General features: G+C 40.0%; 22 protein-coding genes and 2 rRNA genes. 13 read left to right on the forward strand and 11 right to left on the reverse strand.

Translation table 11 applies throughout. The annotated features are described in order from the left end of the window. Positions 1 to 277: 277 nt before the first annotated feature. Positions 278 to 1,687 (reverse strand): methylenetetrahydrofolate reductase C-terminal domain-containing protein, encoded by a 1,410-nt coding sequence (locus A9J31_RS15110; protein ID WP_067767881.1) that lies wholly within the window; start codon positions 1,685 to 1,687, stop codon positions 278 to 280. A 360-nt stretch (positions 1,688 to 2,047) separates the two neighbouring features. On the opposite strand from A9J31_RS15110, the gene dusA reads away from it, so the two are divergent. Further along, positions 2,048 to 3,079, forward strand: coding sequence for a tRNA dihydrouridine(20/20a) synthase DusA (gene dusA / locus A9J31_RS15115; protein WP_067767884.1), 1,032 nt, complete (start codon positions 2,048 to 2,050; stop codon positions 3,077 to 3,079). 71 nt (positions 3,080 to 3,150) lie between these two features. Here the strand turns inward: dusA and A9J31_RS15120 are convergent, their stop codons facing one another. Together A9J31_RS15120 and coaBC are read right to left on the reverse strand one after the other, a co-directional pair. Then, complete coding sequence (locus A9J31_RS15120; RefSeq protein WP_067767887.1) at positions 3,151 to 3,669, reverse strand: hypothetical protein; 519 nt, start codon at positions 3,667 to 3,669, stop codon at positions 3,151 to 3,153. Between the two features lie 360 nt (positions 3,670 to 4,029). Continuing rightward, complete coding sequence (gene coaBC, locus A9J31_RS15125; RefSeq protein WP_067767901.1) at positions 4,030 to 5,301, reverse strand: bifunctional phosphopantothenoylcysteine decarboxylase/phosphopantothenate--cysteine ligase CoaBC; 1,272 nt, start codon at positions 5,299 to 5,301, stop codon at positions 4,030 to 4,032. Between the two features lie 112 nt (positions 5,302 to 5,413). On the opposite strand from coaBC, the gene radC reads away from it, so the two are divergent. After that, complete coding sequence (gene radC, locus A9J31_RS15130) at positions 5,414 to 6,115, forward strand: RadC family protein (RefSeq protein WP_067767909.1); 702 nt, start codon at positions 5,414 to 5,416, stop codon at positions 6,113 to 6,115. A 75-nt stretch (positions 6,116 to 6,190) separates the two neighbouring features. Beyond that, a complete protein-coding gene (locus A9J31_RS15135; RefSeq protein ID WP_067767924.1) occupies positions 6,191 to 7,102 on the forward strand; it encodes a bestrophin family protein in 912 nt (303 codons plus the stop codon). Positions 7,103 to 7,195: 93 nt separating this feature from the next. On the opposite strand, the gene A9J31_RS15140 is transcribed toward A9J31_RS15135, so the two are convergent. After that, positions 7,196 to 8,047 carry a PHP domain-containing protein gene (locus tag A9J31_RS15140; protein WP_067767927.1) on the reverse strand — a complete coding sequence of 284 codons (852 nt, stop codon included), beginning with the start codon at positions 8,045 to 8,047 and terminating at the stop codon, positions 7,196 to 7,198. Between the two features lie 44 nt (positions 8,048 to 8,091). On the opposite strand from A9J31_RS15140, the gene A9J31_RS15145 reads away from it, so the two are divergent. Genes A9J31_RS15145 through mnmC form a run of 4 tightly spaced genes read left to right on the forward strand, consistent with a single transcriptional unit; the run spans position 8,092 to position 11,527 of the window. Then, positions 8,092 to 8,703, forward strand: coding sequence for a septation protein IspZ (locus A9J31_RS15145; protein ID WP_067767930.1), 612 nt, complete (start codon positions 8,092 to 8,094; stop codon positions 8,701 to 8,703). A gap of 28 nt (positions 8,704 to 8,731) precedes the next feature. After that, a complete protein-coding gene (locus A9J31_RS15150) occupies positions 8,732 to 9,034 on the forward strand; it encodes a YciI family protein (RefSeq protein WP_067767933.1) in 303 nt (100 codons plus the stop codon). A 5-nt stretch (positions 9,035 to 9,039) separates the two neighbouring features. Next, on the forward strand, positions 9,040 to 9,549 hold the full coding sequence (locus A9J31_RS15155; protein ID WP_067767936.1) for an SH3 domain-containing protein: 510 nt from the start codon (positions 9,040 to 9,042) through the stop codon (positions 9,547 to 9,549). Positions 9,550 to 9,598: 49 nt separating this feature from the next. Further along, positions 9,599 to 11,527, forward strand: a complete 1,929-nt coding sequence (gene mnmC / locus A9J31_RS15160) for a bifunctional tRNA (5-methylaminomethyl-2-thiouridine)(34)-methyltransferase MnmC2/FAD-dependent 5-carboxymethylaminomethyl-2-thiouridine(34) oxidoreductase MnmC1 (RefSeq protein ID WP_067767939.1) — start codon at positions 9,599 to 9,601, stop codon at positions 11,525 to 11,527. Between the two features lie 56 nt (positions 11,528 to 11,583). Here mnmC and A9J31_RS15165 read toward each other — a convergent pair whose 3' ends face one another. Beyond that, positions 11,584 to 11,898, reverse strand: coding sequence for a rhodanese-like domain-containing protein (locus A9J31_RS15165; RefSeq protein WP_067767942.1), 315 nt, complete (start codon positions 11,896 to 11,898; stop codon positions 11,584 to 11,586). 92 nt (positions 11,899 to 11,990) lie between these two features. Between A9J31_RS15165 and A9J31_RS15170 the strand changes: the two genes are divergently transcribed. From A9J31_RS15170 to A9J31_RS15180, 3 genes are all read left to right on the forward strand, one after another. Further along, on the forward strand, positions 11,991 to 12,479 hold the full coding sequence (locus tag A9J31_RS15170; RefSeq protein WP_067767945.1) for a YajQ family cyclic di-GMP-binding protein: 489 nt from the start codon (positions 11,991 to 11,993) through the stop codon (positions 12,477 to 12,479). Between the two features lie 26 nt (positions 12,480 to 12,505). Next, complete coding sequence (locus A9J31_RS15175) at positions 12,506 to 13,009, forward strand: DUF4442 domain-containing protein (RefSeq protein ID WP_067767948.1); 504 nt, start codon at positions 12,506 to 12,508, stop codon at positions 13,007 to 13,009. 132 nt (positions 13,010 to 13,141) lie between these two features. Next, positions 13,142 to 13,639 carry an ester cyclase gene (locus tag A9J31_RS15180; RefSeq protein WP_067767951.1) on the forward strand — a complete coding sequence of 166 codons (498 nt, stop codon included), beginning with the start codon at positions 13,142 to 13,144 and terminating at the stop codon, positions 13,637 to 13,639. Between the two features lie 75 nt (positions 13,640 to 13,714). Here the strand turns inward: A9J31_RS15180 and A9J31_RS15185 are convergent, their stop codons facing one another. From A9J31_RS15185 to A9J31_RS15195, 3 genes are read right to left on the reverse strand one after another with little or no spacing between them, the layout of a single operon-like run. Beyond that, on the reverse strand, positions 13,715 to 14,134 hold the full coding sequence (locus A9J31_RS15185; protein ID WP_067767954.1) for an acyl-CoA thioesterase: 420 nt from the start codon (positions 14,132 to 14,134) through the stop codon (positions 13,715 to 13,717). A 30-nt stretch (positions 14,135 to 14,164) separates the two neighbouring features. Continuing rightward, positions 14,165 to 14,587: a thioredoxin TrxC gene (trxC, locus tag A9J31_RS15190; RefSeq protein ID WP_067767957.1), complete on the reverse strand. Its 423-nt coding sequence runs from the start codon at positions 14,585 to 14,587 to the stop codon at positions 14,165 to 14,167. Continuing rightward, complete coding sequence (locus tag A9J31_RS15195) at positions 14,588 to 15,484, reverse strand: alpha/beta hydrolase (RefSeq protein ID WP_067767960.1); 897 nt, start codon at positions 15,482 to 15,484, stop codon at positions 14,588 to 14,590. 123 nt (positions 15,485 to 15,607) lie between these two features. Here A9J31_RS15195 and A9J31_RS15200 point away from each other — a divergent pair, with 123 nt between their 5' ends. Continuing rightward, positions 15,608 to 15,943, forward strand: a complete 336-nt coding sequence (locus A9J31_RS15200; RefSeq protein ID WP_067767963.1) for a protein tyrosine phosphatase family protein — start codon at positions 15,608 to 15,610, stop codon at positions 15,941 to 15,943. Beyond that, the gene (locus tag A9J31_RS15205; RefSeq protein WP_067767967.1) at positions 15,936 to 16,355 is read left to right on the forward strand and encodes a protein tyrosine phosphatase family protein; all 420 of its coding nucleotides are present in this window, start codon (positions 15,936 to 15,938) and stop codon (positions 16,353 to 16,355) included. The genes A9J31_RS15200 and A9J31_RS15205 overlap by 8 nt, the downstream gene beginning before the upstream one ends. A gap of 147 nt (positions 16,356 to 16,502) precedes the next feature. Here the strand turns inward: A9J31_RS15205 and A9J31_RS15210 are convergent, their stop codons facing one another. Next, on the reverse strand, positions 16,503 to 18,191 hold the full coding sequence (locus A9J31_RS15210; protein WP_067767971.1) for a hypothetical protein: 1,689 nt from the start codon (positions 18,189 to 18,191) through the stop codon (positions 16,503 to 16,505). Positions 18,192 to 18,332: 141 nt separating this feature from the next. Here A9J31_RS15210 and A9J31_RS15215 point away from each other — a divergent pair, with 141 nt between their 5' ends. After that, positions 18,333 to 19,709 (forward strand): dihydrolipoyl dehydrogenase, encoded by a 1,377-nt coding sequence (locus tag A9J31_RS15215; protein ID WP_067767974.1) that lies wholly within the window; start codon positions 18,333 to 18,335, stop codon positions 19,707 to 19,709. Between the two features lie 107 nt (positions 19,710 to 19,816). On the opposite strand, the gene rrf is transcribed toward A9J31_RS15215, so the two are convergent. Together rrf and A9J31_RS15225 are read right to left on the reverse strand one after the other, a co-directional pair. Further along, positions 19,817 to 19,931 (reverse strand): 5S ribosomal RNA (gene rrf, locus A9J31_RS15220). Between the two features lie 199 nt (positions 19,932 to 20,130). Further along, positions 20,131 to 20,237, reverse strand: a 23S ribosomal RNA gene (locus A9J31_RS15225); the annotation flags it as partial.

Here is a 20,237-nt window from a genome sequence, read left to right on the forward strand (position 1 = left end):
TTCGTTTATTTTTCTACCTTTTGAACTTACTCTAAATACAGAGAACTACACAATAAAAAACCCTCAAGTCACCTAAAAGAAAGGTGACCTAAGGGTTTAGTTTTTGAATAAATATTGATGCAGTCCCTGCTTAAGTCCAGACACTCGTTTAGACAATTATTAAATCTTAATGTGGTTTATCTTTATTTAATAATTGATCACGTTTGCCTTGATCTTTAAGCCATTCCCACTTAAAGAAGAACCTCAACATGAATGAAGTTCAACTCGTATATTCACCTTAACTCAGCTCACTTTTCTGAGGATAGAACCAGTTTTTCCATGAACTGGTTTGTCGGGCTTCAATAGCAACTGTTGGAATTAAGCTTTGTTTTAACACCTCTGTTTGTCCAACGCTTTGTGCTAAACGCGCTTTGACTGAATGAATACATTCACGGTCTTCAAACTCGCAGCGGTCTAAAGTGGTTCCACCACACGGGCCATTGGCTAAACCTTTCGGGCAAGTCTCTGGGCAAATATATAAGGTTTCACCAAGTCTGCATTGACCACAGCTTTCACAGCCGACAATACCATGCTTACTTATAAACTCAGTCTTCAGTAAAGCATCATCCGCTTTAGGTTTATTCCATAGTTTGGCAGCAAAAATCAAACCACCGACGCCTTTCGCCATTTTGGAGCTAAAAAAGACTTCATGCATCAGATGCATACTTTTATATTTCAACACTTGCTCAAGCGGTGCAGCATGATCGTGTGCGGAGATGGGTTGAAAATCTTCTACTGAATTTGACTGCCATAAAGTAGTCCACAAGTTTTGACATTCTTGCAAACTCAATTTCGCATATTCAGCCAGTGCTAAAGCTAATTTGTTTTGTTCTTGAGCTTTATGGCAAGCTGACAGATGTACCCCCGCATAGCCCATTTTTTGGCACATCAGTATCTGTAATGCGCAGCGTGCATAAACATTTTTTTCTGCTTGTTGTGCGTCCGCCAGTTGTTCTTGCTGTAAAAAACTCAGCATGTAAGGCGTTAATACGATGCCTGCAACTTTCTGTTTCACCATAAATCTTGCACGCGCAAAAGTCAGTGGCATAATACAAGCAAGTACCGGTATCTGAGCAAAATGCTGCTGCATATATTGTTGATAATCAGCCAGAACTTGCGTGTCAAAACCCAATTGAGTGATCACATAATCTGCACCAGCTTTAATTTTTTTCTCAAGTTTAAAATATTGGGCATCTCGTTCAGCTTGAGCATATTTAAAGGGATTAAACGCCACGCCCAAATAAAACCCTCCCTGCTGTTTTGCCGCCATGACTTGATTGACAGACTCTAGATAACGGCTCCGCAAAGCGGGATTGTGAACACCGTCATTATGCTGTTTGAGCTTATCTCCAGTCAGTAACAATAGATTTTCAATCGACTGTTCCTGAGCTTCATCTAAGAACACTTCAAAGTCGGAAATGTCTCGCCCTTTACCAGAGAAGTGCAGTATTTTTTCCACTTGTTGAGGATAGTCATTGGCCACTTCCAAAGGTGTAGGATCAGTATCCGTTTGCACACGATCAGCCAAGGTCATAAATGCTGGAAATCCAGCAAAATGATTCACCACATGCTGTGGCTTGGCTGTGGTTAAGTACTCAAAAGAAATACAAAATTGACCACGTGTTAAATGTTCAGAAAATAGTGACATAACCAATAAGGGAGATTAAAAAAATGGAGAGCAAAATGCTGAAATGTGCTTATCCAACACAATTCATTAAATTATAGATTATCCACTACAAAAGATAAAATCCTGCCTCTCATTCGGCTGCTTAAAGTAAAATCGTCGAAAATTTAAGGTCGTAAGATCCGTGCTTACACCCTTAGAAATCCATAGATACACTCTGTAAATACGAAGTAGCGAGTGGGATAGAATGTCCGTATTCTTTTTTTATGCTAATATTGCGCCCGTTCCAAAAATGCGGATTTTTCAGCGCATTTCGCATTCTTTTTGACGGCATCCCGTTAAACATTTCTCCTGTTCTCTGTTCATTTAAGGCGTGATTTTTTAATGACTGATCTCACAACCATTGAAAATAAACTTCAACCACGAATCAGTGTTGCGCCGATGATGGATTGGACCACCAAAGATTATCGTTTCTTCGCACGTCTGTTTAATCCCAATGTGATTCTGTATACCGAAATGGTGACAACAGGCGCCATTTTATTTGGTGGCGCTAATCGTCACCTTGACTATAACCATGAAGAGCATCCGATCGTACTGCAATTGGGCGGATCGAATCCAAAAGATTTAGCCACCTGTACCAAGATGGCCCAAGACTGGGGCTATGATGAAGTTAACCTGAATGTCGGCTGTCCGAGTGATCGCGTCCAAAATAATAAAATTGGCGCATGCTTAATGGCTGAGCCTAATTTAGTTGCAGAATGTATTGGCGAAATGCGTAATGCTGTCGATATTCCTGTAACGGTAAAACACCGTATTGGTATTGATGATATGCAGTCTTATGAAGAAATGCTGCATTTTGTCGATACTGTTGCAAAAACAGGTTGCGACAATTTTATTGTGCATGCCCGTATTGCCCTACTGCAAGGTCTATCACCAAAAGAAAACCGTGATGTGCCGCCACTACGTTATGAAGATGTCTATCGCCTAAAACAGGAACGTCCAAATCTACTGATTGAGATTAACGGTGGGGTAAAAACTTACGCTGAAACATTAGAACATTTGAAACATGTCGATGGCGTGATGATCGGTCGTGAGGCTTATCATAATCCCTACTTATTGGCTGAATTAGGTCAGTTGTGGGATTTAGACATGCCAAATCGCTTCGATATTATGGATCAAATGATGCCGTATATTGCAAAACGCATGGAAGAAGGTGCGCCACTTTCAATTATTACCCGTCATATTTTGGGTTTATTCCAAAACTTACCAGGTGCACGCAAATGGCGTCAGGCCTTAAGTGGCGGCAATGCTAAAACATTTGCGGATGTTGAAAATGCAATTGCCAACATTAAAGAAGCCATGCAACGCACTGAAGATTATTTGCGAGATCATCCTAAGCCCATCATCGTTGAATAAACGCAATAAAAAGCCCTAATATTTTAGGGCTTTTTTTTATGATCTATTTGAATATTCTATTTCAAAATTAACTAGTGGCTATTGACTGTAATATTACCGTTTGGAAAGGGTTCATCGTCATATTCAGTCCATTTATAATCTGAAGCATCTTGTTCTTCACGCAATCCGACATAACTTTGCTGAGGTGCATCAACAGATTCTTGGGTATTGTCATGATCCAATTCAGCGCTGATATTTTTAAATTCTTCGTCTAATTGCGCCTGATATTTGGCCACTTCAGCCTCATCAATGAATGCAAAAGCACTTTCCTCAATTTTCCATGAATACCCCTGCACATCTTTATAAATTTGCACGGGTATTTGATAGGACTGCCCATCATATTTCAGTGTGGCTTGCCCTTTAAAACTGGTTCCCTGACGCTCTAAAATTTTAAAATCTTGTATTTTCAAATGATACTGTTGATACGCAGCATTTTGATCAAACTCTCGTTGCATTTGTAATTCAATACGATCTGATAATTCGTCGGTCGAAACAAAATAGCTGCATCCCACAAAGCTCAAGGCAACTGCGATAAATAGAATTCGCAACATGCTACATCCCCCATGATGCACGTTTTATTCTTTAACCAAGAAGATCACATTTTCAGGAAAATTCGTTTTAATGATCTCACTCTACTTATCATAGTATCGAAATCGACAAAGAGCACAAGTAAAATAACACTCTAAAGGTATTTATTTTTTAATTTTAATATCAAATACTTAAAATAGATATCTCACCTTTTAAAGCCCTAACATGGGCGGGTAAAAACTGACATTTTAAGTATCAAATTGACATTTTTGGCCGCCTGGTACAGCAATAAAAATCTAGGCATCTTTATTTTTATTCTGATAAAAAGCCCCTTATCAGGAGCTTTTTATAATTTGAACGACTGAATTATCAACTCATCTGAATCAGTCTTCGTCCACTTCAGGCTCATAATGTAAGGCATCATGAATCGCCTCAACCAATTGTTGTGCAATTTCTTGTTTAGATGCTTTCTCTAAATCACGCTTTTCCATCTGATATTGCTCAGCAAAAAACACTGTCATCGCATTTTCATCCGAAGCAAAACCAATATCAGAACGCGACACATCATTGCACGCAATCATATCCAGTTTTTTTGCAATCAACTTGCCTGCGGCATATTCTTCCACATTACGGGTTTCGGCAGCAAAACCGACCATAAATGGACGTTTATCTTGCTGCGCAATGGTCGCAACAATATCCGGATTTTTAATGAGTGCAACATTAAGCTCATCGCCGGCTTTTTTAATCTTATGCTCTGCAACTTCAGCCACGCGATAATCCGCCACCGCAGCCGTTGCAATAAAGATATCGCAACCTTCTTCTAGCATATCCAAGCTGGTATTCAGCATTTTAATGGCAGATTGCACATTAATTCGGCGTACACCATTTGGCGTATCAAGGCTAACCGGCCCAGCAATTAACGTAACTTTAGCACCTGCGGCATAACATGCGGCTGCCAAAGCAAAGCCCATTTTTCCGGTACTGTGATTGGAAATATAACGTACTGGATCAATCGACTCACGTGTAGGGCCGGCCGTAATTGCAACATGCTTGCCTGCCAACATGCCAAATTTTTCCGCGATTGCACGCTGAGCTTGATGGAAATAAGCCGTCACTTGATCTGCTAGATCTTCAGGCTCTGGCATACGCCCTAGCCCTACATCACCACAGGCTTGCGAACCTGCATTTGGCATAATCACGTGCACGCCATCTTCAACTAATGTATTGAGATTGCGTTGGGTCGCTTTCGCCGCCCACATCTGTTGATTCATTGCAGGTGCAACCCATACTGGAGCTTTGGTCGCAAGGTATAAAGTTGAGAGCAAATCGTCCGCTAGACCTGCGGCAAATTTTGCCAAGGTGTCACAGCTTGCAGGTGCAACGAGCACTAAATCAGCCCAACGTGCCAATTCAATATGCCCCATACCTGCTTCAGCTTCAGGGTTTAACAATTCGGTATGTACCGGATTGCCCGACAAGGCTTGAAAGGTCAAAGGTGTGACAAAAGCTTGTGCACCTTGAGTCATTACAACACGTACATCAAACCCTGCGTCTTTTAGTCGACGCACAAGAATGGCACTTTTATATGCTGCGATACCGCCAGTTACAGCTAAAAGAATATTTTTAGTGGGCATTACACTTAAATCAAAGCTCACGAACAGGCTACCTATCTGTTGCAGTGGCGCTCACAATAGCATTAAATATTGGCTGACCCAACAATCCAACTTTAAAAAGCTGGATCACTGATAATAAAAAAGTCTAACAACAATGAATAATTCTATAAAAAATTGGCCTGAACTCGAACGGCCACGTGAACGCCTCATCCATCAAGGTGCTGAAAGTTTATCCGATGCTGAACTTCTGGCAATCTTTCTACGTTCAGGTTCACAGCAACATTCAGCGGTCGAGTTGGCTCGCCTGCTGATTCAGCATTATGGGCAACTGAATCTTTTAATGGATGCATCACTTGAGGATTTACGCCAGTTTCACGGTATTGGAAACAGTAAATTTGCTCAACTCATGGCAGTGAAAGAACTTGGAAAACGATATATTGGACAACACGTTCAAAATGCAGCTATCGCTTTACAGCACTCTGAACAACTGAAAAATTATTTAAGATATGAGTTTTTATCAGAACGACAAGAGGTTTTTGGTGTGCTGTGTTTGGATGCGCATTTAAGAAAAATAAACTTTAAAAAACTGTTCTATGGCAGCTTAAATTCCTGTGAAATCTCCATCAATCAACTCTTGCGCTATGCAATATCGGAACATGCCACCAATATTGTCATTGCCCATAATCATCCCTTTGGTCATGCTCAACCCTCCGCTGCTGATTTACAACTTACTGAACAAATTCACCAGGCCTGTGCCTTGGTCGAAATCCGTTTAATCGATCATTGTATTATTGCCGCAGAAGACAGTTTTTCTTTTGCTGAACATGGCTTAATCAGCACAATGAAAACAGCATGAAAGATCTATTGACAATGCATCCTTCAACCATGAAGATCATCATAATTTTTTTAAATATAAATTTATTATTCCAACATGATCGTTCGTGACCAACCCAGTATTTTTAAGGTGCTATTTTCTTGGCGTGGAACGATTTTACCCAAGGTTTTACCACCGCTCGGTGTGGTGATGCTCTTATCTGCCGTGATTGGTGGACTATCTTATGTCGACATCTTTCATTTTCCAGAATTTCCACTGGTGGGCTTTACCTTAATTGGCGTTGTACTTTCGATTTTTCTAGGGTTCAAAAACTCTGCGTGTTATGACCGCTGGTGGGAAGCTCGCCGTTTATGGGGTATTTTGATTGCCAATGCACGCCATTTTGACCGCGACTGTCGTTTACTCAGTCAAGGTCGTCGTGAACGTGTGATTCAGCACGTCATCGTCTTTGCCAACGTCCTACGCGATCGACTACGTCATCAAACAGCGAATCCTACTGAATTGGTCGAAACCAGTGGGATGAGCGCCAATGCCATTACCCAGTTATACCAACAAGCCAATGCTCCACAATACACTTTAAGTTTGATTCAATGGGAGTTGATGCAAGCGCTGAAAGAAGGTGAAATTTCTGACATCATTTATGCACAAATGAATCAACACGTGATGGAACTGAGTACAGTGCAAACTGGCTGCGATCGTATTGCGACGACGCCTTTACCTTTTGCCTATTCTGTTTTACTGAATCGTACCGTGTACTTTTTCTGTTTTGTGCTGCCGTTTAGTTTAGGTTCAACTCTCGGTTTGGCAACACCGCTCTTGGTCGGTATTCTTGCTTATACATTCTTAGGTTTAGATGCGTTAAGTTCTGAAATTGAAGAGCCTTTCGGAACGCAAAGCAATGACTTACCTCTCGACTCGATGGTCCGCACCATTGAAATTGAATTGTTAGGAACGCTTGGTAAACCAACGCCGCCCCCCATTCAAGCCAAAGACCATAACTTACTTTAATTTATTATCTCTCCCTAGCCCTCTCCTTATAGGAGAGAGAACATCGTCTCACTCCTATAAGGAATATATTCCGCAAGGAGATGAAAGAAATATTTAAACAAAACTTTCCCAAATCCCAACTTGGCCTTCTTTGACACGAGGAATATTGCCTAATTTAATCCATGGCATATTGTCGCCATGAAAATCACTGCCCACCGAAACTTTGAGTTGGTGCTCAGCAATCATTCGGTCAACCATTTGGCGAGTAGATAGCGGCTCAATCGCCGGTGGCAACTCAACGGCATCACCACCTGCTAGAGCAAAAATTTCAATCAAATAGCGAATATTGGTTGCAGATAAATCATAACGCGTTGGATGAGCAAGTACCGCATACCCACCACTTTGATGAATCACGGCAATGGTATCGGCAAGACTTGGACCTTCAAATTTTACATAGGCTTTTTTGCCTTCTTTAATATATTTATCAAAGGCCTGTTGTGGACGTGACACACAGCCTTTTTCAACCAATGTTTTGGCAATGTGGGTTCGTGTCACTCGGTCAGGCTCATTATCCACTTTGGCAATCACATCTTGATAAATATCCTGACCAATTAGCGGAATCAACAAATCACAGATTTGTCGCGCGCGTTCTGCACGTATTAACTTTTGCTGTGTCAACAGGTCTTGTAGCGGCTCAGGATTTTGCATATTCAAGGCCACGATATGCACGCCATAACTTTTTTTAGTTGCAGGTCGTGACCATTGGCTGGAGATTTCTACACCTGAAATAATTTGTATCTGACATTCGGTTGCCGTCTGTTCAGCTAAAATTAAGCCGTCCATCGTATCGTGATCTGTAAGCGCAAGGGTATGTATGCCAATTTGGCTGGCCGCACGCACCAATTCTGCAGGTGACAAAGTACCATCAGAAATATTACTGTGTGTATGTAAATCTACGCCTTGCATCTCTATACTATGTCATTTATTTGATCAGATTTAGATACTCTAACATGAAAGCACTTTTAGACTTTGTGCCACTCATTATTTTCTTTTATTTATATAAAACTGTAGATCCAAAAGATACACAGCACCCGTTATTGCAATTAGTTGGTTCTGCAGGCGGCGTGGACAATAATAATATCCTTGTAGCCACCACCGGTCTCATGCTTTCCATGTTAGTGGTATATGGCGCATTGTTTGTCATGCAAAAATTCCGTTTAGATAAACAACAATGGATTGTGTTGTTTATGACGGTTATTTTTGGTGGCATTACACTAATTCTCAGTGATGATTTTTATATTCGCCTGAAAGCAGTCTTACTGAATTTGGTCTTTGCAGGTGCATTCCTTCTTTCACCGTTCTTTAGCAAAGATAAAAAACCGCTTATCGAACGTTTATTTGGCCCCGTGTTAAATTTAACAGTTGCAGGTTGGAAAAAACTGAACTATGCATGGGCCGCAATGTTTGTGGTGATGTCTTGTTTACACACCTTCTTTGCTTATTTATTTGCCGATGGAAAATATTGGGGTGAATTCACTGCATTTGGTGACATGATCGTGATGTTTTCCTTTATCATTATTCAGTTTATTGTATTGCGTAAATACTTTAAGACCTCTGAATAATCCATTCGGTCAAAAATCAGGAAAAGTCATGCCATTATTCGTCGTAAGCTGTACAGATAATGAAGGTACAGTGGAAAAGCGCCTTGCAGTTCGTCCTCAACATTTAGAACGTCTACAAAAATTAGATGACGAAGGTCGTTTAGTTGTTGCTGGAGCGATGCCAAAAGACCCAACCAATCCACAAGCGGGCTTTTATGGTAGTACGATTATTGTTGATTTTGATAACCGTGAAGCATTGGATGCTTGGTTAGCTGATGAGCCATTTTTAAAAGAAGGTGTTTACGGTCATATTGACGTAAAACCATTTAACAAAGCATTTCCTAAAGGATAAGGTTCATGCACGTCGTTGTTTCTAGTTTACTGGGCTTATCTTTAATTTGTTCAACTGCATGGGCTGTCGAAACAGCTCCTGCTCCCGCTGTAGCCCCTGCTGCTCAAGCAACGACTGCAACACCACCACCCGTTCCACAAACAATTCCTGCCAACAAACCAGGGATTTTGCCTGTTTCGGCAAGCATTAAAGCCAACGGTCAACCTCAGGAAGCCAATCCACTGACCATTGAACAGTTAGCAAAAAATAAAGCCTTACAAGATGCGAAAGTCAAGGCAATGGTGAAAGACCAATCTGTACGTCTACAGCAATTGGAAAAAGCCAATTTGGAAGCTTTAGCACAGAACCAAGAGCTGCAATTAAAAAATGATAGTTTGGGTGTTCAAGTTCAAGTCCTCCAAAGTGAACGCAGTGCACAAATGTTTTTGTATGGTGCAAGTACGCTAGGTGTAGGCGTATTACTTGGCTTTTTATTGGCCAGCTATGTCTATACCAAACGTCGTCGCCAGTGGTAGTACACCTCCCTATTTTTCTTTCTAAACAAAATTTAAGGTTGCTTTAGTTTTGTCGAGTGCAATTCAAACTGCCGATCTCGATTGGCACATGATTGATGGTGTAGATATTCCTGCATCCAAACAGTTTGGTGATGTTTATTTCTCAAGAGACAATGGCTTAAATGAAACGCGTCATGTCTATTTAAACGGAAATGATCTTGAGAGCCGTTTGGCTGAAATCACAGATTATGAGTATTTCTGTGTCGGTGAAACAGGTTTTGGCACAGGTCTTAACATCCTTGCACTTTGGCAACTTTGGCAGCAGGTTCGCCCTGATAATCACAGCCATTTACATGCGATTTCTGTGGAAAAATTTCCACTTACAAAGGCTGATTTAGTTCGTGCCTTAAATGCATGGCCAGAATTAAAAGCCTTGGCAGAAAAACTGATTGCAAAATATCCTGAACCGATTGCAGGCTGTCACCGTCTAGATTTTCCAGAAGAACGTTTTTCCATAGATTTATGGCTTGGCGATGTACATGACGTTTTTTCTGTCATGGCAAAAACCACCACAGTCAATGCATGGTTCCTTGATGGCTTTACCCCAGCCTGTAACCCTGACATGTGGGAAGAAAAAGTTCTCAATCATATCGTGCGTCTTTCTGACATCGGCACAACCTTTGCCTCGTTTAGCGTTGCAGGTGTACTCAAACGTGGCTTGCGTCAACATGGAATTCGCGTGACACGCCCTCGGGGTTATAAGCACAAACGAGAAATGCTCAAAGCATTTTGGTTAGCACCTGAAACAATCAATACGCAAGAAAAAACTCCTCTTGAGTCAGCAGTACCCAGCACAACTGCTTTAAGCAGTTTTAAACAACGCCAAATCGCGATTATTGGCGCAGGAATCGCAGGGTTAAGCTGCGCTTGGGCATTTGCCCAACGTGGACACATCGTGCGTATTTACGAGAAATCTGAGCCACTCTGTGGGGGGTCTGGTAATCCACTTGCTTTACTCAATCCAAAACTCAGTCCGATTGAACAGACTTCCGCGCATTTAATGACTCTGAGCTGGTTATATGCTTTACAGCATTATCCGCAGTTTTCTGCATTTCGCCCTTTGCATATTCATCAATCCATCTTAAAGAATACAGATGAACAGCTAAACTTGGCAAAAGAGTATCCTGAACACATCATTGAAGCTGCTGATCTTAAAAATCAGTCTGTCAAATCTATATATCCAAGCTTAAATCTAAAGCAAGCTGGTGCTGTTCGACCACACGAACTCAAAGTTGAGATTTTACAACACCCCAATATTCAGCTGGTCTGTGCTGATATTACTCAAATTGAGCAACAGCATAGTCAAGTAGAACTGATTGATTCAAATGACCAACACCTCCATGCCGATCATGTGGTAATTTGTGCTGCACGTGAAAGTATGCATTTGCAAAGCGATTATCCTGAGTTACGTGCCATTCGAGGCCAAGTGAGTTGGTTATATAATCCAGCACAAAAATTAGCAATGGATCAAGCCTATAGCTATGGCGGCTATTGCATGCAGCTTGATGATCATCAAATGATTATGGGTGCATCTTTTTACCCAGGTCGTGAAGATACTGAGGTCTTAACTGAAGACCATGTGCATAACTATGAACTTATCCACAGTGTATTTCCTGACTTTGCAAAAACACTGCCACCAATCACTGAATGGCAAGGTCGTGCCGCCCTTCGTGCACAAACAAAAGACTTCTTTCCTGTTATCGGTGCTGTGCATGAAGATACAGAAATTTACAGCTGTAGTGGCTTAGGCTCAAAAGGTTTTCTATATGCACCGCTATGCGCTGAAGTCATTGCTGCGCAGGTATTGAAGCAAGCTTGTCCAATACCAACAACCTTGCTCGATAAAATACATGCTGCGCGTTTCGTTCGACGTGCAAAAGCAAAATTAAAACCCAAGAAGCCTTATTTTCAAACTCAATCACAGTCTCAAGCTGAGTAACTTTTCAAAGAATAAGCATAAAAAAAGCGCCTTCCGGCGCTTTTTTTGATCAGGTCTTATTGCCCTTGAACTAAAGGCAACCCTGCATCACGAGCTGCACGTGTGCCGCCCATTAAGACCACGTATTCACGTGAGCTGTCAAAACCCTCTAATAATTCAGCTGCACGTGGAGCTTTACTTCCGCCACCACATAAAATGTAAATGGGTTGATCCGTTGACACTTGAGTCAATGCTTCCGAAGACAAAGCTGTGATTGGCTGGTTCACAGCACCTTTCACATGCGCCTCAGCATAAGCACCGGCATCACGAACATCCCAGATAATCGAGTCTTCTGGGAACTCAAATGTTGTAATTTCTTGTTTACGGATCATTGCGCACTCCTTTTGATGTAAACAACACTTGGCAAATGAAGAAAACATCCCTAGCATCTCAGATATTCTTTCCCTTTGTAAAGGTCTAATCTATGCCTTCTTTCGATATTGTTTCTGAATTAGAAGTTTTTGAAGTAAATCATGCAGTTCAAAACACGCAAAAAGAAATTGCAACACGTTTTGACTTCCGTGGTCAGGATGTCTCTATTGAACTAAATGAAAAAAATAAGGAAATTAAAATTTCGACTGAAAGTGATTTCCAATGTGAACAAGTTTATAGCATGTTAGAAAACCATTTCTTTAAACGTAAGGTGGATATTCAAGCTTTAGATCCACAAAAAATGACTGCTTCTGGCAAAAATGTAGTTCAAGTCATCAAGCTTAAAGATGGACTTGACTCTGATACCGCAAAAAAAATTAATAAAGCCATTAAAGAAAGCGGCATTAAGGCGCAATCTTCAATTCAAGGCGACAAAATTCGTGTAACAGATAAAAAACGCGATACCCTACAGCAAATTATGGCGTTCTTAAAAGAACAACAATTTGGTGTACCGCTACAATTCAATAACTTTAAAGATTAAGGCAGAATTGCCCCCAAAGGATTCTCATGACACGACCAAATAAACTTCACAAACTGGTAAATGCAACGTCAAAATTACCGAAAGGGATTCAAAGTCGTTTACTGAGCCAAGCATTTGGTCGCGTCGTGCCGATGGTAGGTACTGCTAAAATTCGATATCAACATGTTAGCTCTGAGCGTGTTGAGGTGAGCATTGCCAATCACAAGGCAATGCAAAACCATATCGGACAGCTTCATGCATGTGCAATGGCACTCATTGCAGAGACAGCAACAGGCTTTGTCACAGCGATGAATGTTCCTGATAGTGCTATTGTGCTAGTCAAAACCCTAAAAGTTGATTTCAAACGACCAAGTAAAGGCGCCATGCTCGCAATTGCAACTTTAACGGCAGAACAACAAGAACAGATGCGTACTTCCGACAAAGGTGAAACTTTGGTTCAAGTTCAAGTCACCGATGAATCGGGTGAAGCACCGATCCAGTGTGAAATGTTATGGGCGTGGGTATCAAAAGCCACTCTGAAAAATAAATAAATGTAAATAAAACTTACTTTTAAGTAAGTATAAATTTTACCATAATGCTCATAAGTTGAGACGGATCTTCACCATTTAATCTGTCTCAATCAGCTCAATATGATGTGACTTTCATGCAAATATGAGCACCTTATGAAAAAAATCATGATTGCTATGGCGATGGCTTTGCCGTTTATTTTGACCGCTTGCCAAGCACCACAACAAACAGAATCAACAGCTACATCCAAAATCTCGAATGCAAAACAAGCGGAGCGTGCTGCTGAAAATAAAAAAATTGTCATCGATTTTTATGAAGGTGTGTTCTTAAAACATCAAGTCCAAGAATATTCTGATCGGTATATTGGGCACCAATATATTCAACACAATCCGCATGTTCCTGATGGCAAAGCACCATTTGTCAATTATTTCACCCAATATTTTAAAGAAAATCCTCAAGCCAGCAATGTTATTAAACGCGCTGTTGCTGAGGGTGATCTGGTATTTTTACACGTACACTCCACTCAGAATAAACAAGATCGAGGTGAAGCCATCATCGACATTTTCCGAGTTGAAGATGGAAAAATTGTCGAACATTGGGATGTGCAACAGAGTATTCCAGAACAAAGTGCTAATCAAAACACCATGTTTTAAGCTTATAAATTAGAAATGATACACGCACAAAAAAAGCCACAATGATTGTGGCTTTTTAGCATGATTAACTGCTTATTATGCTTGATCAGCAGAAAACTTTGCTTTTGCGTCGGCGGGAATTTGACGTTTAGAACCTTTTACATCCACTGCGACAAAGGTAAATACACCTTCTGTCACACGGATTGGATTACGTGAACTGTCATGGCTATCCCAAACTTCAATTTGCATTTGAATTGAAGTATTCCCCACTTTCAAAATTTTGGTATAGACACTAATCACGTCACCCACTTTCACAGGGACTAAGAAGGTCATTTGATTGATCGAAATCGTTGCACAACGCCCCTGACTGAAACGTTCTGCGTGAATAGCACCGGCCAAGTCCATTTGTGACACAATCCAACCACCAAATACATCCCCGCTCCAGTTGGTATCTGCTGGCATCGCGATGGTTTGTAGGGAAAGCGTTCCTTCAGGTTTTACATGAGTTTCTGACACTTTAGCTCCTGGCGCTGACGTTTATTGAGTTTAATTTAATTGCTGGTCGAGCCACTGCTGTAACTCACCTGCACGCATTGCTCCGCTTATTCTAGCAATTTCGTTGGTTTTATTCATTAAAACTAATGTTGGAATGCTTCGCACATTAAAAGCGCTGCTTAAACGTGGATTTGCTTCGGTATCAATTTTAGCAAAAACCACGCCAGCATTTGACTTTGCCACTTGCGCAAAATGCGGAGCCATCATTTTACATGGACCACACCACTCCGCCCACAGGTCAATCAATACAGGCAAATCACTATTGCTAATGAAATTACTAAAATTCTGTTCATTCAATTCAATTGGTGCAAGTGGAATAAGCCCTTGATGGCATTGACCACATGCAGGACCAATTTCTAGTTTTTCTTCAGGTACACGATTTTTTGCACCACATTCAGAACACACAACGATCATTTAGCTCACTCCAACATGTTGATGTAAAAATTCTAATTGGGTTGTGATGGCTTTTTCAAACCATTGCCCATGATAAATTTCAAAATGCTTCATATCCCACTCATGATATTGCACAAATGGTGCAATATTGGTCGCAGCTTCACGACTAGATTCAATTGGAATCAAGCTATCTGCTTTTGCAGCAATGAAGAGTACTGGCACATTTATTTTCCGAACATCCTGAATCGGTCTGAATCGAATTAATTTAAATAATGCACGTGCAGGAATTTCACCGCTCCAATAATAATCTGGATTAACTATAGATAAATAACCCTCATAACTATCAGGCGATTGTAAAAAGCATAAGCGGGTTGGATCGACCACAGGCAAAGTCGTCGGCGTCATCCCAACTTTAGAGCCCATGTAATCTTGGCTCGATAATTTTAAAGCTTTTGGTAATTGTTGTAAGGGATAAAGTTTGGCGCTTTCCGCTCCATCAACAAACGGAACTTGAACCATTATGGCTTTAATATTGTTTAACTGAGCTGCCAATGACAAGACGTAACCACCACTTAAAGAAGTTCCCCATAGCACCATGCGTCGAGCATCAATCGATTTACGTTGCTGCAAATGACTAATCATGGTCTGCCAGTCTTCTAACTGCGCCTTAATGTTGACCAATTCACGCGGACGTCCGGTACTCCCTCCCCAGTAACGATAGTCAAAAAGTACAACTGCATAACCGGCTTTCGCAAAACGCTGAGCATATTGAATCAATTTAAATTGGCGTAAAGCAGCTAAGCCATGCGCCATTAAAATGACAGCTGGTTTTTCTACATCTTTCGGACGATAAAAATCTGCGGCAATCACTTCTTGGCCGCTTTTGACATACAGTGGTTCTACTGTATAGGCGTGCATACGTGCTCCGTTGCGTTATTTTATGGTTGTAATCGCTTATAAATTTTAAGAACTTTCAGCTCTACAATGAGCTTAATGCTATCATAAAGCATATATCTATGAATCAAATTATGGAGTGACTCAATGAGCGAAAATGTCGGTTTTGCAGGTCAAATTGGTCCTGAACATGTAGAGCAAGTCGTTGAAAAAGGCTTTAAATCAATTATTAATAATCGCCCAGATATGGAAGGTGGCCCTGATCAACCAGCGAGTGCTCAAATTGAAGAAGCTGCACGTACAGCGGGTTTAGACTATGTACATCAACCTGTTGTTGCAGGTCAAATCACTGAACTGGATGTACGCACATTTGCCAACCATTTCAATGAACTGCCAAAACCAGTGCTGATGTTCTGCCGTACAGGTAATCGTTCAAATAACCTTTACCAACTAGCTAAACAGATGGATCTTTTGGATGATTAATGCATTCATTCAGCGTGCATTATTGGTACTTTGCTTGAGTTGCGCAACAGCTTCCTTTGCTCAAGATAGCCAAGCGCTCAATGAAAAAGTCAGCGTATCGGGTCAAATGACTACAGATAAATTTTCAAGTTTAATCAAACAACAAAAATTTAAATCTGTAATTGTGAATCGACCAGATAGTGAGGCGGGCAATGAAGTGACTGTTTTACAGTTACGAGGCATTGCTGAAAAGTCTCACGTGAGTGTTGTGTATCAACCTGTCCAAAGCGGTAAAATTTCTCAAACAGACGTGAAGGAATTTGCCAAATACTATAATGAGCTTCCTAAACCCATTTTGATGATTTGTCGAAGCGGATCACGTTCGACATCACTTTTCAATCAAGCTAAGGCTCAAGGTTTGCTCAATGACTAAATTGATGTTTGCAGTTTTATTTTCAACATTGCTGCTAACTGGATGTAATTCTATGAATGTACGTCCAACTGTTGGTGTAAGTGTCGGGACTGCACTTTAATTTTGCAGTCCCTCTAATAAAAAAAACAGCGCCGAAGCGCTGTTTTTTTAATTTAGTAAATTAGCCCACGGTTTTTGGTAGCTACAACTACCTACACCATATGGACTTGAATCAAATGGTTGCGATGCCGTTGATTCTAAATCAGCTTTTAACGGATTCAATGGGTAAAGCATCGTTGATTCAACTGTTTTTCCACTTACTGTTGTAGAAGCTTTAATTTGGACGGTTTGCCAACCTGCATAACGACGTAAGTAGTTAACTTTAAAATCAAATGAACCTGTAGCAGTCGTTGTATAACTAAATTCATTTATCGCAGAATCATCAACTTTATCCCTATTTACTAAACTTGTTGCAAGCGATGAAGTAGTCGGATTTGTCACTGCCGAACATAGCAAGTACGTTCTTGGTTCAATTTCATAGCGTGCAATTAAAGATTTATTAGATTCAAGTTCAACGATATCATTTTGTGCTTTTGTCAAATCTATTTTTTTTGCATTAATTTCTGCTTGTAATTTTGCTTTGTTCTCTTTTGCATTCAGATCGCTATCATCAATTAAGCTCAAATCACCTTCTAAAGATTGAATATCAATATTGAGTTGATTAACTTTAGCATTTAAGGGCTTAATTTTATTAACATCTATACTTAAAAGATCTGTAGATCTTATTTTTTCAAGCTCAGAATTTTGAACGTAACGACCAATTGCACCAGAGATAATATTAATAGACATCGTCACTTTTTGATTTGATAAAGGCTTACCGTCAATATCAACAACTTGTGCAGAAATATCCTCAGTATAGAAAGTTTTTTCTGAATTAGTACTTAGTACACCAGCATTACCAAAAGTAATATTACCTACAGGAACTAACGTATCACCGGCAATGACATCCAGTTTAATTGGCTTAACCACTTTATTGTTATTCGGGTCTACAATTATCGCTTCAAAATTAATACCACTATTAATTAAAGATGTAGCCAATTGCCCAGTCGCTAAAGGCAAACGTACAGTAAATACTGCATTACCAAGATTATCGGTAATTAGTGTTGAAGAACCATCAATTGAAACACGATTATTTGCATAATCTAATACACTGAGTGTTACTGATTTACCAGCCAAAGAACCACCATTGGTATCCAAAGCTTTAACTGTAATCGTTGCCGTATCACCTTTTACAGAAAGTAAATTCTTATTCGTTTGAATAGCTAAATCATATAATGGTTTTTCAGCTTCGCTTTCAACTACACTGACATATGTATCAGATATTTTTTTCTTTTCAGCATTTAATAAATTAATAGGAATACCTTTTGTTAATAGTGATGTATTTGTAGAAGCACCCAGTTTAAGCGTGTAAATGACATATCCATTTGCATCCGTTGTTTGATCTGCACTACCATCGATAGATACTCCTAAATCTTTAGCATTCACTAATTGTAATGTAACAGGTTCATTTTCAGCAGCACCACCTGTTTCAGAATCTAGAACTTGTACAGTTAAAACAAGCGTATCACCTGATAACAACATAGCAGTTTTTGATGCTTTAAAGTTTGCATACAAATCTTTTGTTTCTTCTACAGGCGGAGTAGTAGTATCACCACCATTGTTACTATTATTTCCATTTCCGTTATTTACAGTATCGCCTTGGTTAAAATAGCCATCGCTGCCGCCTCCACCACAACTTGCAAGTAAAATAGATAATGCAATCGCAGAAAGCTTCAATGACGTTTGTTTATTTAGCATGAATTTCCCCTAGAACCCTCAATGTATATAGAGTTGTTATAAATATTTATTGGCTGCTATGTAACCATAGTTATAGCTTTATGTAAATAAAAGGAAGATAAATGTTTGTTGTGGTAAATTCTCTATAAATAAGGAGTCTATATGTACGACATCATCATTATTGGCGCTGGAACTGCAGGTATATCAGCTTATAAAGAAGCGATAAAAAAAACACAAAATATTCTCATAATAAATGATGGGCCTTGGGACACAACCTGTGCTCGCGTAGGATGTATGCCGAGTAAAATTCTTATCTCTACAGCAAATAGAATCCATGATATTTCACATGTGAGCGCTCTAGGTCTCGATGTAAAAGCAACAATTAATACAGAGCATGTCATGCAGCATGTACAAACATTACGTGATCGATTTACCAGAGCCACATTAAAAGATGTTGAAAGCTGGCCAAATGAACATAAAATCTCCGGTCGCGCAGAGTTTCTGAACGCCAATACCATTATTGTAAATGGTCAAAAACTTCAAGCAAAATCATTTATTCTTGCTGTGGGAACAACTCCCACTATTGACACTACTCAAAAACATATTCTAGGTTCCAAACTACTTACCTCTGATCAAATTTTTGAACTTAATCAGCTACCCGAATCTATTGCTGTGATTGGCAGTGGTGTAATCGCATTAGAACTAGCACAAGCCTTACATCGTTGCGGTGTAAAGACTACTATTTTTGCACGAAGCCGTAGAATTGGCTCATTAACAAGTCCAACACTTCAAAATTTGGCACAAGAAGTACTCAGCAATGAATTAGATATTAAATTCGAAGTATTACCCGAATCTTATGAAGTTCAAAATGATCAGGTTCACTTAAATTTTACAGACTCAAATAAACAACAAAAACTGAATGTAGATTATGTTTTGGCTGCAACGGGGCGTAGTACCTTACTTGATTCATTAAATTTAGAAAATATCGATGAATCATTTAATGACTTAAAAAAGCTACCCATCGATCCTATCAGCAAGCAATTAGGGGAATATCCAATTTTTGTTGTAGGTGATGCACATACAAGCACACCTATTCAACATGAGGCAGCACATGAAGGAAAACAGTCTGTAAATAATTGTCTCAACTATCCGATTATTAAGCCAATTAAAACACTCTGTCCGCTTGGTATCCTTTTTTCATCACCACAAATGGCTACAATAGGTAAAAGTTATAAACAACTTAAAGATCTAAATAAAGAATTTGTAACGGGTTTCGTTTCATATGAAAAACAAGGTCGGGCGATTGTGGCTGCTAAAAATCAAGGCGCGGCTGAAGTTTATATTGATGTTCATACACATAAACTATTAGGTGCTGAACTATTCTGTCCTGAAGCAGAACATTTGGCCCATTTACTCGCTTGGATCCTTGATGAAGATATAACAATCCACCAAATTTTAGAAAAACCTTTTTATCACCCTACACTCGAAGAAGGTTTAAGAACGGCTTTGAAACATGCAAGAAGGCAGCTGTGTTCCTGATTCCTAGGTGAAATAAGGCTTTGGTTTTCATCTTTTGATTTTTTATCTATTTTAGTGCATAAAAAAATCCCCCTATCTCATAAGAGTTAGGGGGATTTTGAATAATGAGCTGGCGATGACTTACTCTCACATGGGTAACCCCACACTACCATCAGCGCTAAGAGGTTTCACTTCTGAGTTCGGGAAGGGATCAGGTGGTTCACTCTTGCTATTGTCGCCAGCACAACTGTTATGGATACTTACTGAGGTCTTATTTAGATGCCTTAGCTTTCAACCAAATAGAGTACATTAACAGATTATTTGAGTTGCATTTTATGTTCTAGCGTATTCTGAATCAAGTATTTCAAGACCGTTTGGTCTTTAATGAATCAATCTCTGCTCACTGCTTACGCAGTTCGTACAACAACTGTTTGGGTGTTGTATAGTCAAGCCTCACGAGCAATTAGTATTGGTCAGCTTCATGCGTCACCGCACTTCCACATCCAACCTATCAACGTCGTAGTCTTCAACGGCTCTTTAGAGGAATAA

The sequence above is a fragment of the Acinetobacter gandensis genome (genome assembly GCF_001678755.1).
Taxonomy (GTDB): Bacteria; Pseudomonadota; Gammaproteobacteria; order Pseudomonadales; family Moraxellaceae; genus Acinetobacter; species Acinetobacter gandensis.

Excerpts from the sequence above, each read along its gene's own strand:
- A9J31_RS15110 (WP_067767881.1), bottom strand. The coding sequence starts at position 1,687 with ATGTCACTATTTTCTGAACATTTAACACGTGGTCAATTTTGTATTTCT.
- dusA (WP_067767884.1), top strand. The coding sequence starts at position 2,048 with ATGACTGATCTCACAACCATTGAAAATAAACTTCAACCACGAATCAGT.
- A9J31_RS15120 (WP_067767887.1), bottom strand. The coding sequence starts at position 3,669 with ATGTTGCGAATTCTATTTATCGCAGTTGCCTTGAGCTTTGTGGGATGC.
- radC (WP_067767909.1), top strand. The coding sequence starts at position 5,414 with ATGAATAATTCTATAAAAAATTGGCCTGAACTCGAACGGCCACGTGAA.
- A9J31_RS15135 (WP_067767924.1), top strand. The coding sequence starts at position 6,191 with ATGATCGTTCGTGACCAACCCAGTATTTTTAAGGTGCTATTTTCTTGG.
- A9J31_RS15140 (WP_067767927.1), bottom strand. The coding sequence starts at position 8,047 with ATGCAAGGCGTAGATTTACATACACACAGTAATATTTCTGATGGTACT.
- A9J31_RS15145 (WP_067767930.1), top strand. The coding sequence starts at position 8,092 with ATGAAAGCACTTTTAGACTTTGTGCCACTCATTATTTTCTTTTATTTA.
- A9J31_RS15150 (WP_067767933.1), top strand. The coding sequence starts at position 8,732 with ATGCCATTATTCGTCGTAAGCTGTACAGATAATGAAGGTACAGTGGAA.
- A9J31_RS15155 (WP_067767936.1), top strand. The coding sequence starts at position 9,040 with ATGCACGTCGTTGTTTCTAGTTTACTGGGCTTATCTTTAATTTGTTCA.
- A9J31_RS15165 (WP_067767942.1), bottom strand. The coding sequence starts at position 11,898 with ATGATCCGTAAACAAGAAATTACAACATTTGAGTTCCCAGAAGACTCG.
- A9J31_RS15170 (WP_067767945.1), top strand. The coding sequence starts at position 11,991 with ATGCCTTCTTTCGATATTGTTTCTGAATTAGAAGTTTTTGAAGTAAAT.
- A9J31_RS15175 (WP_067767948.1), top strand. The coding sequence starts at position 12,506 with ATGACACGACCAAATAAACTTCACAAACTGGTAAATGCAACGTCAAAA.
- A9J31_RS15180 (WP_067767951.1), top strand. The coding sequence starts at position 13,142 with ATGAAAAAAATCATGATTGCTATGGCGATGGCTTTGCCGTTTATTTTG.
- trxC (WP_067767957.1), bottom strand. The coding sequence starts at position 14,587 with ATGATCGTTGTGTGTTCTGAATGTGGTGCAAAAAATCGTGTACCTGAA.
- A9J31_RS15195 (WP_067767960.1), bottom strand. The coding sequence starts at position 15,484 with ATGCACGCCTATACAGTAGAACCACTGTATGTCAAAAGCGGCCAAGAA.
- A9J31_RS15200 (WP_067767963.1), top strand. The coding sequence starts at position 15,608 with ATGAGCGAAAATGTCGGTTTTGCAGGTCAAATTGGTCCTGAACATGTA.
- A9J31_RS15205 (WP_067767967.1), top strand. The coding sequence starts at position 15,936 with ATGATTAATGCATTCATTCAGCGTGCATTATTGGTACTTTGCTTGAGT.
- A9J31_RS15210 (WP_067767971.1), bottom strand. The coding sequence starts at position 18,191 with ATGCTAAATAAACAAACGTCATTGAAGCTTTCTGCGATTGCATTATCT.
- A9J31_RS15215 (WP_067767974.1), top strand. The coding sequence starts at position 18,333 with ATGTACGACATCATCATTATTGGCGCTGGAACTGCAGGTATATCAGCT.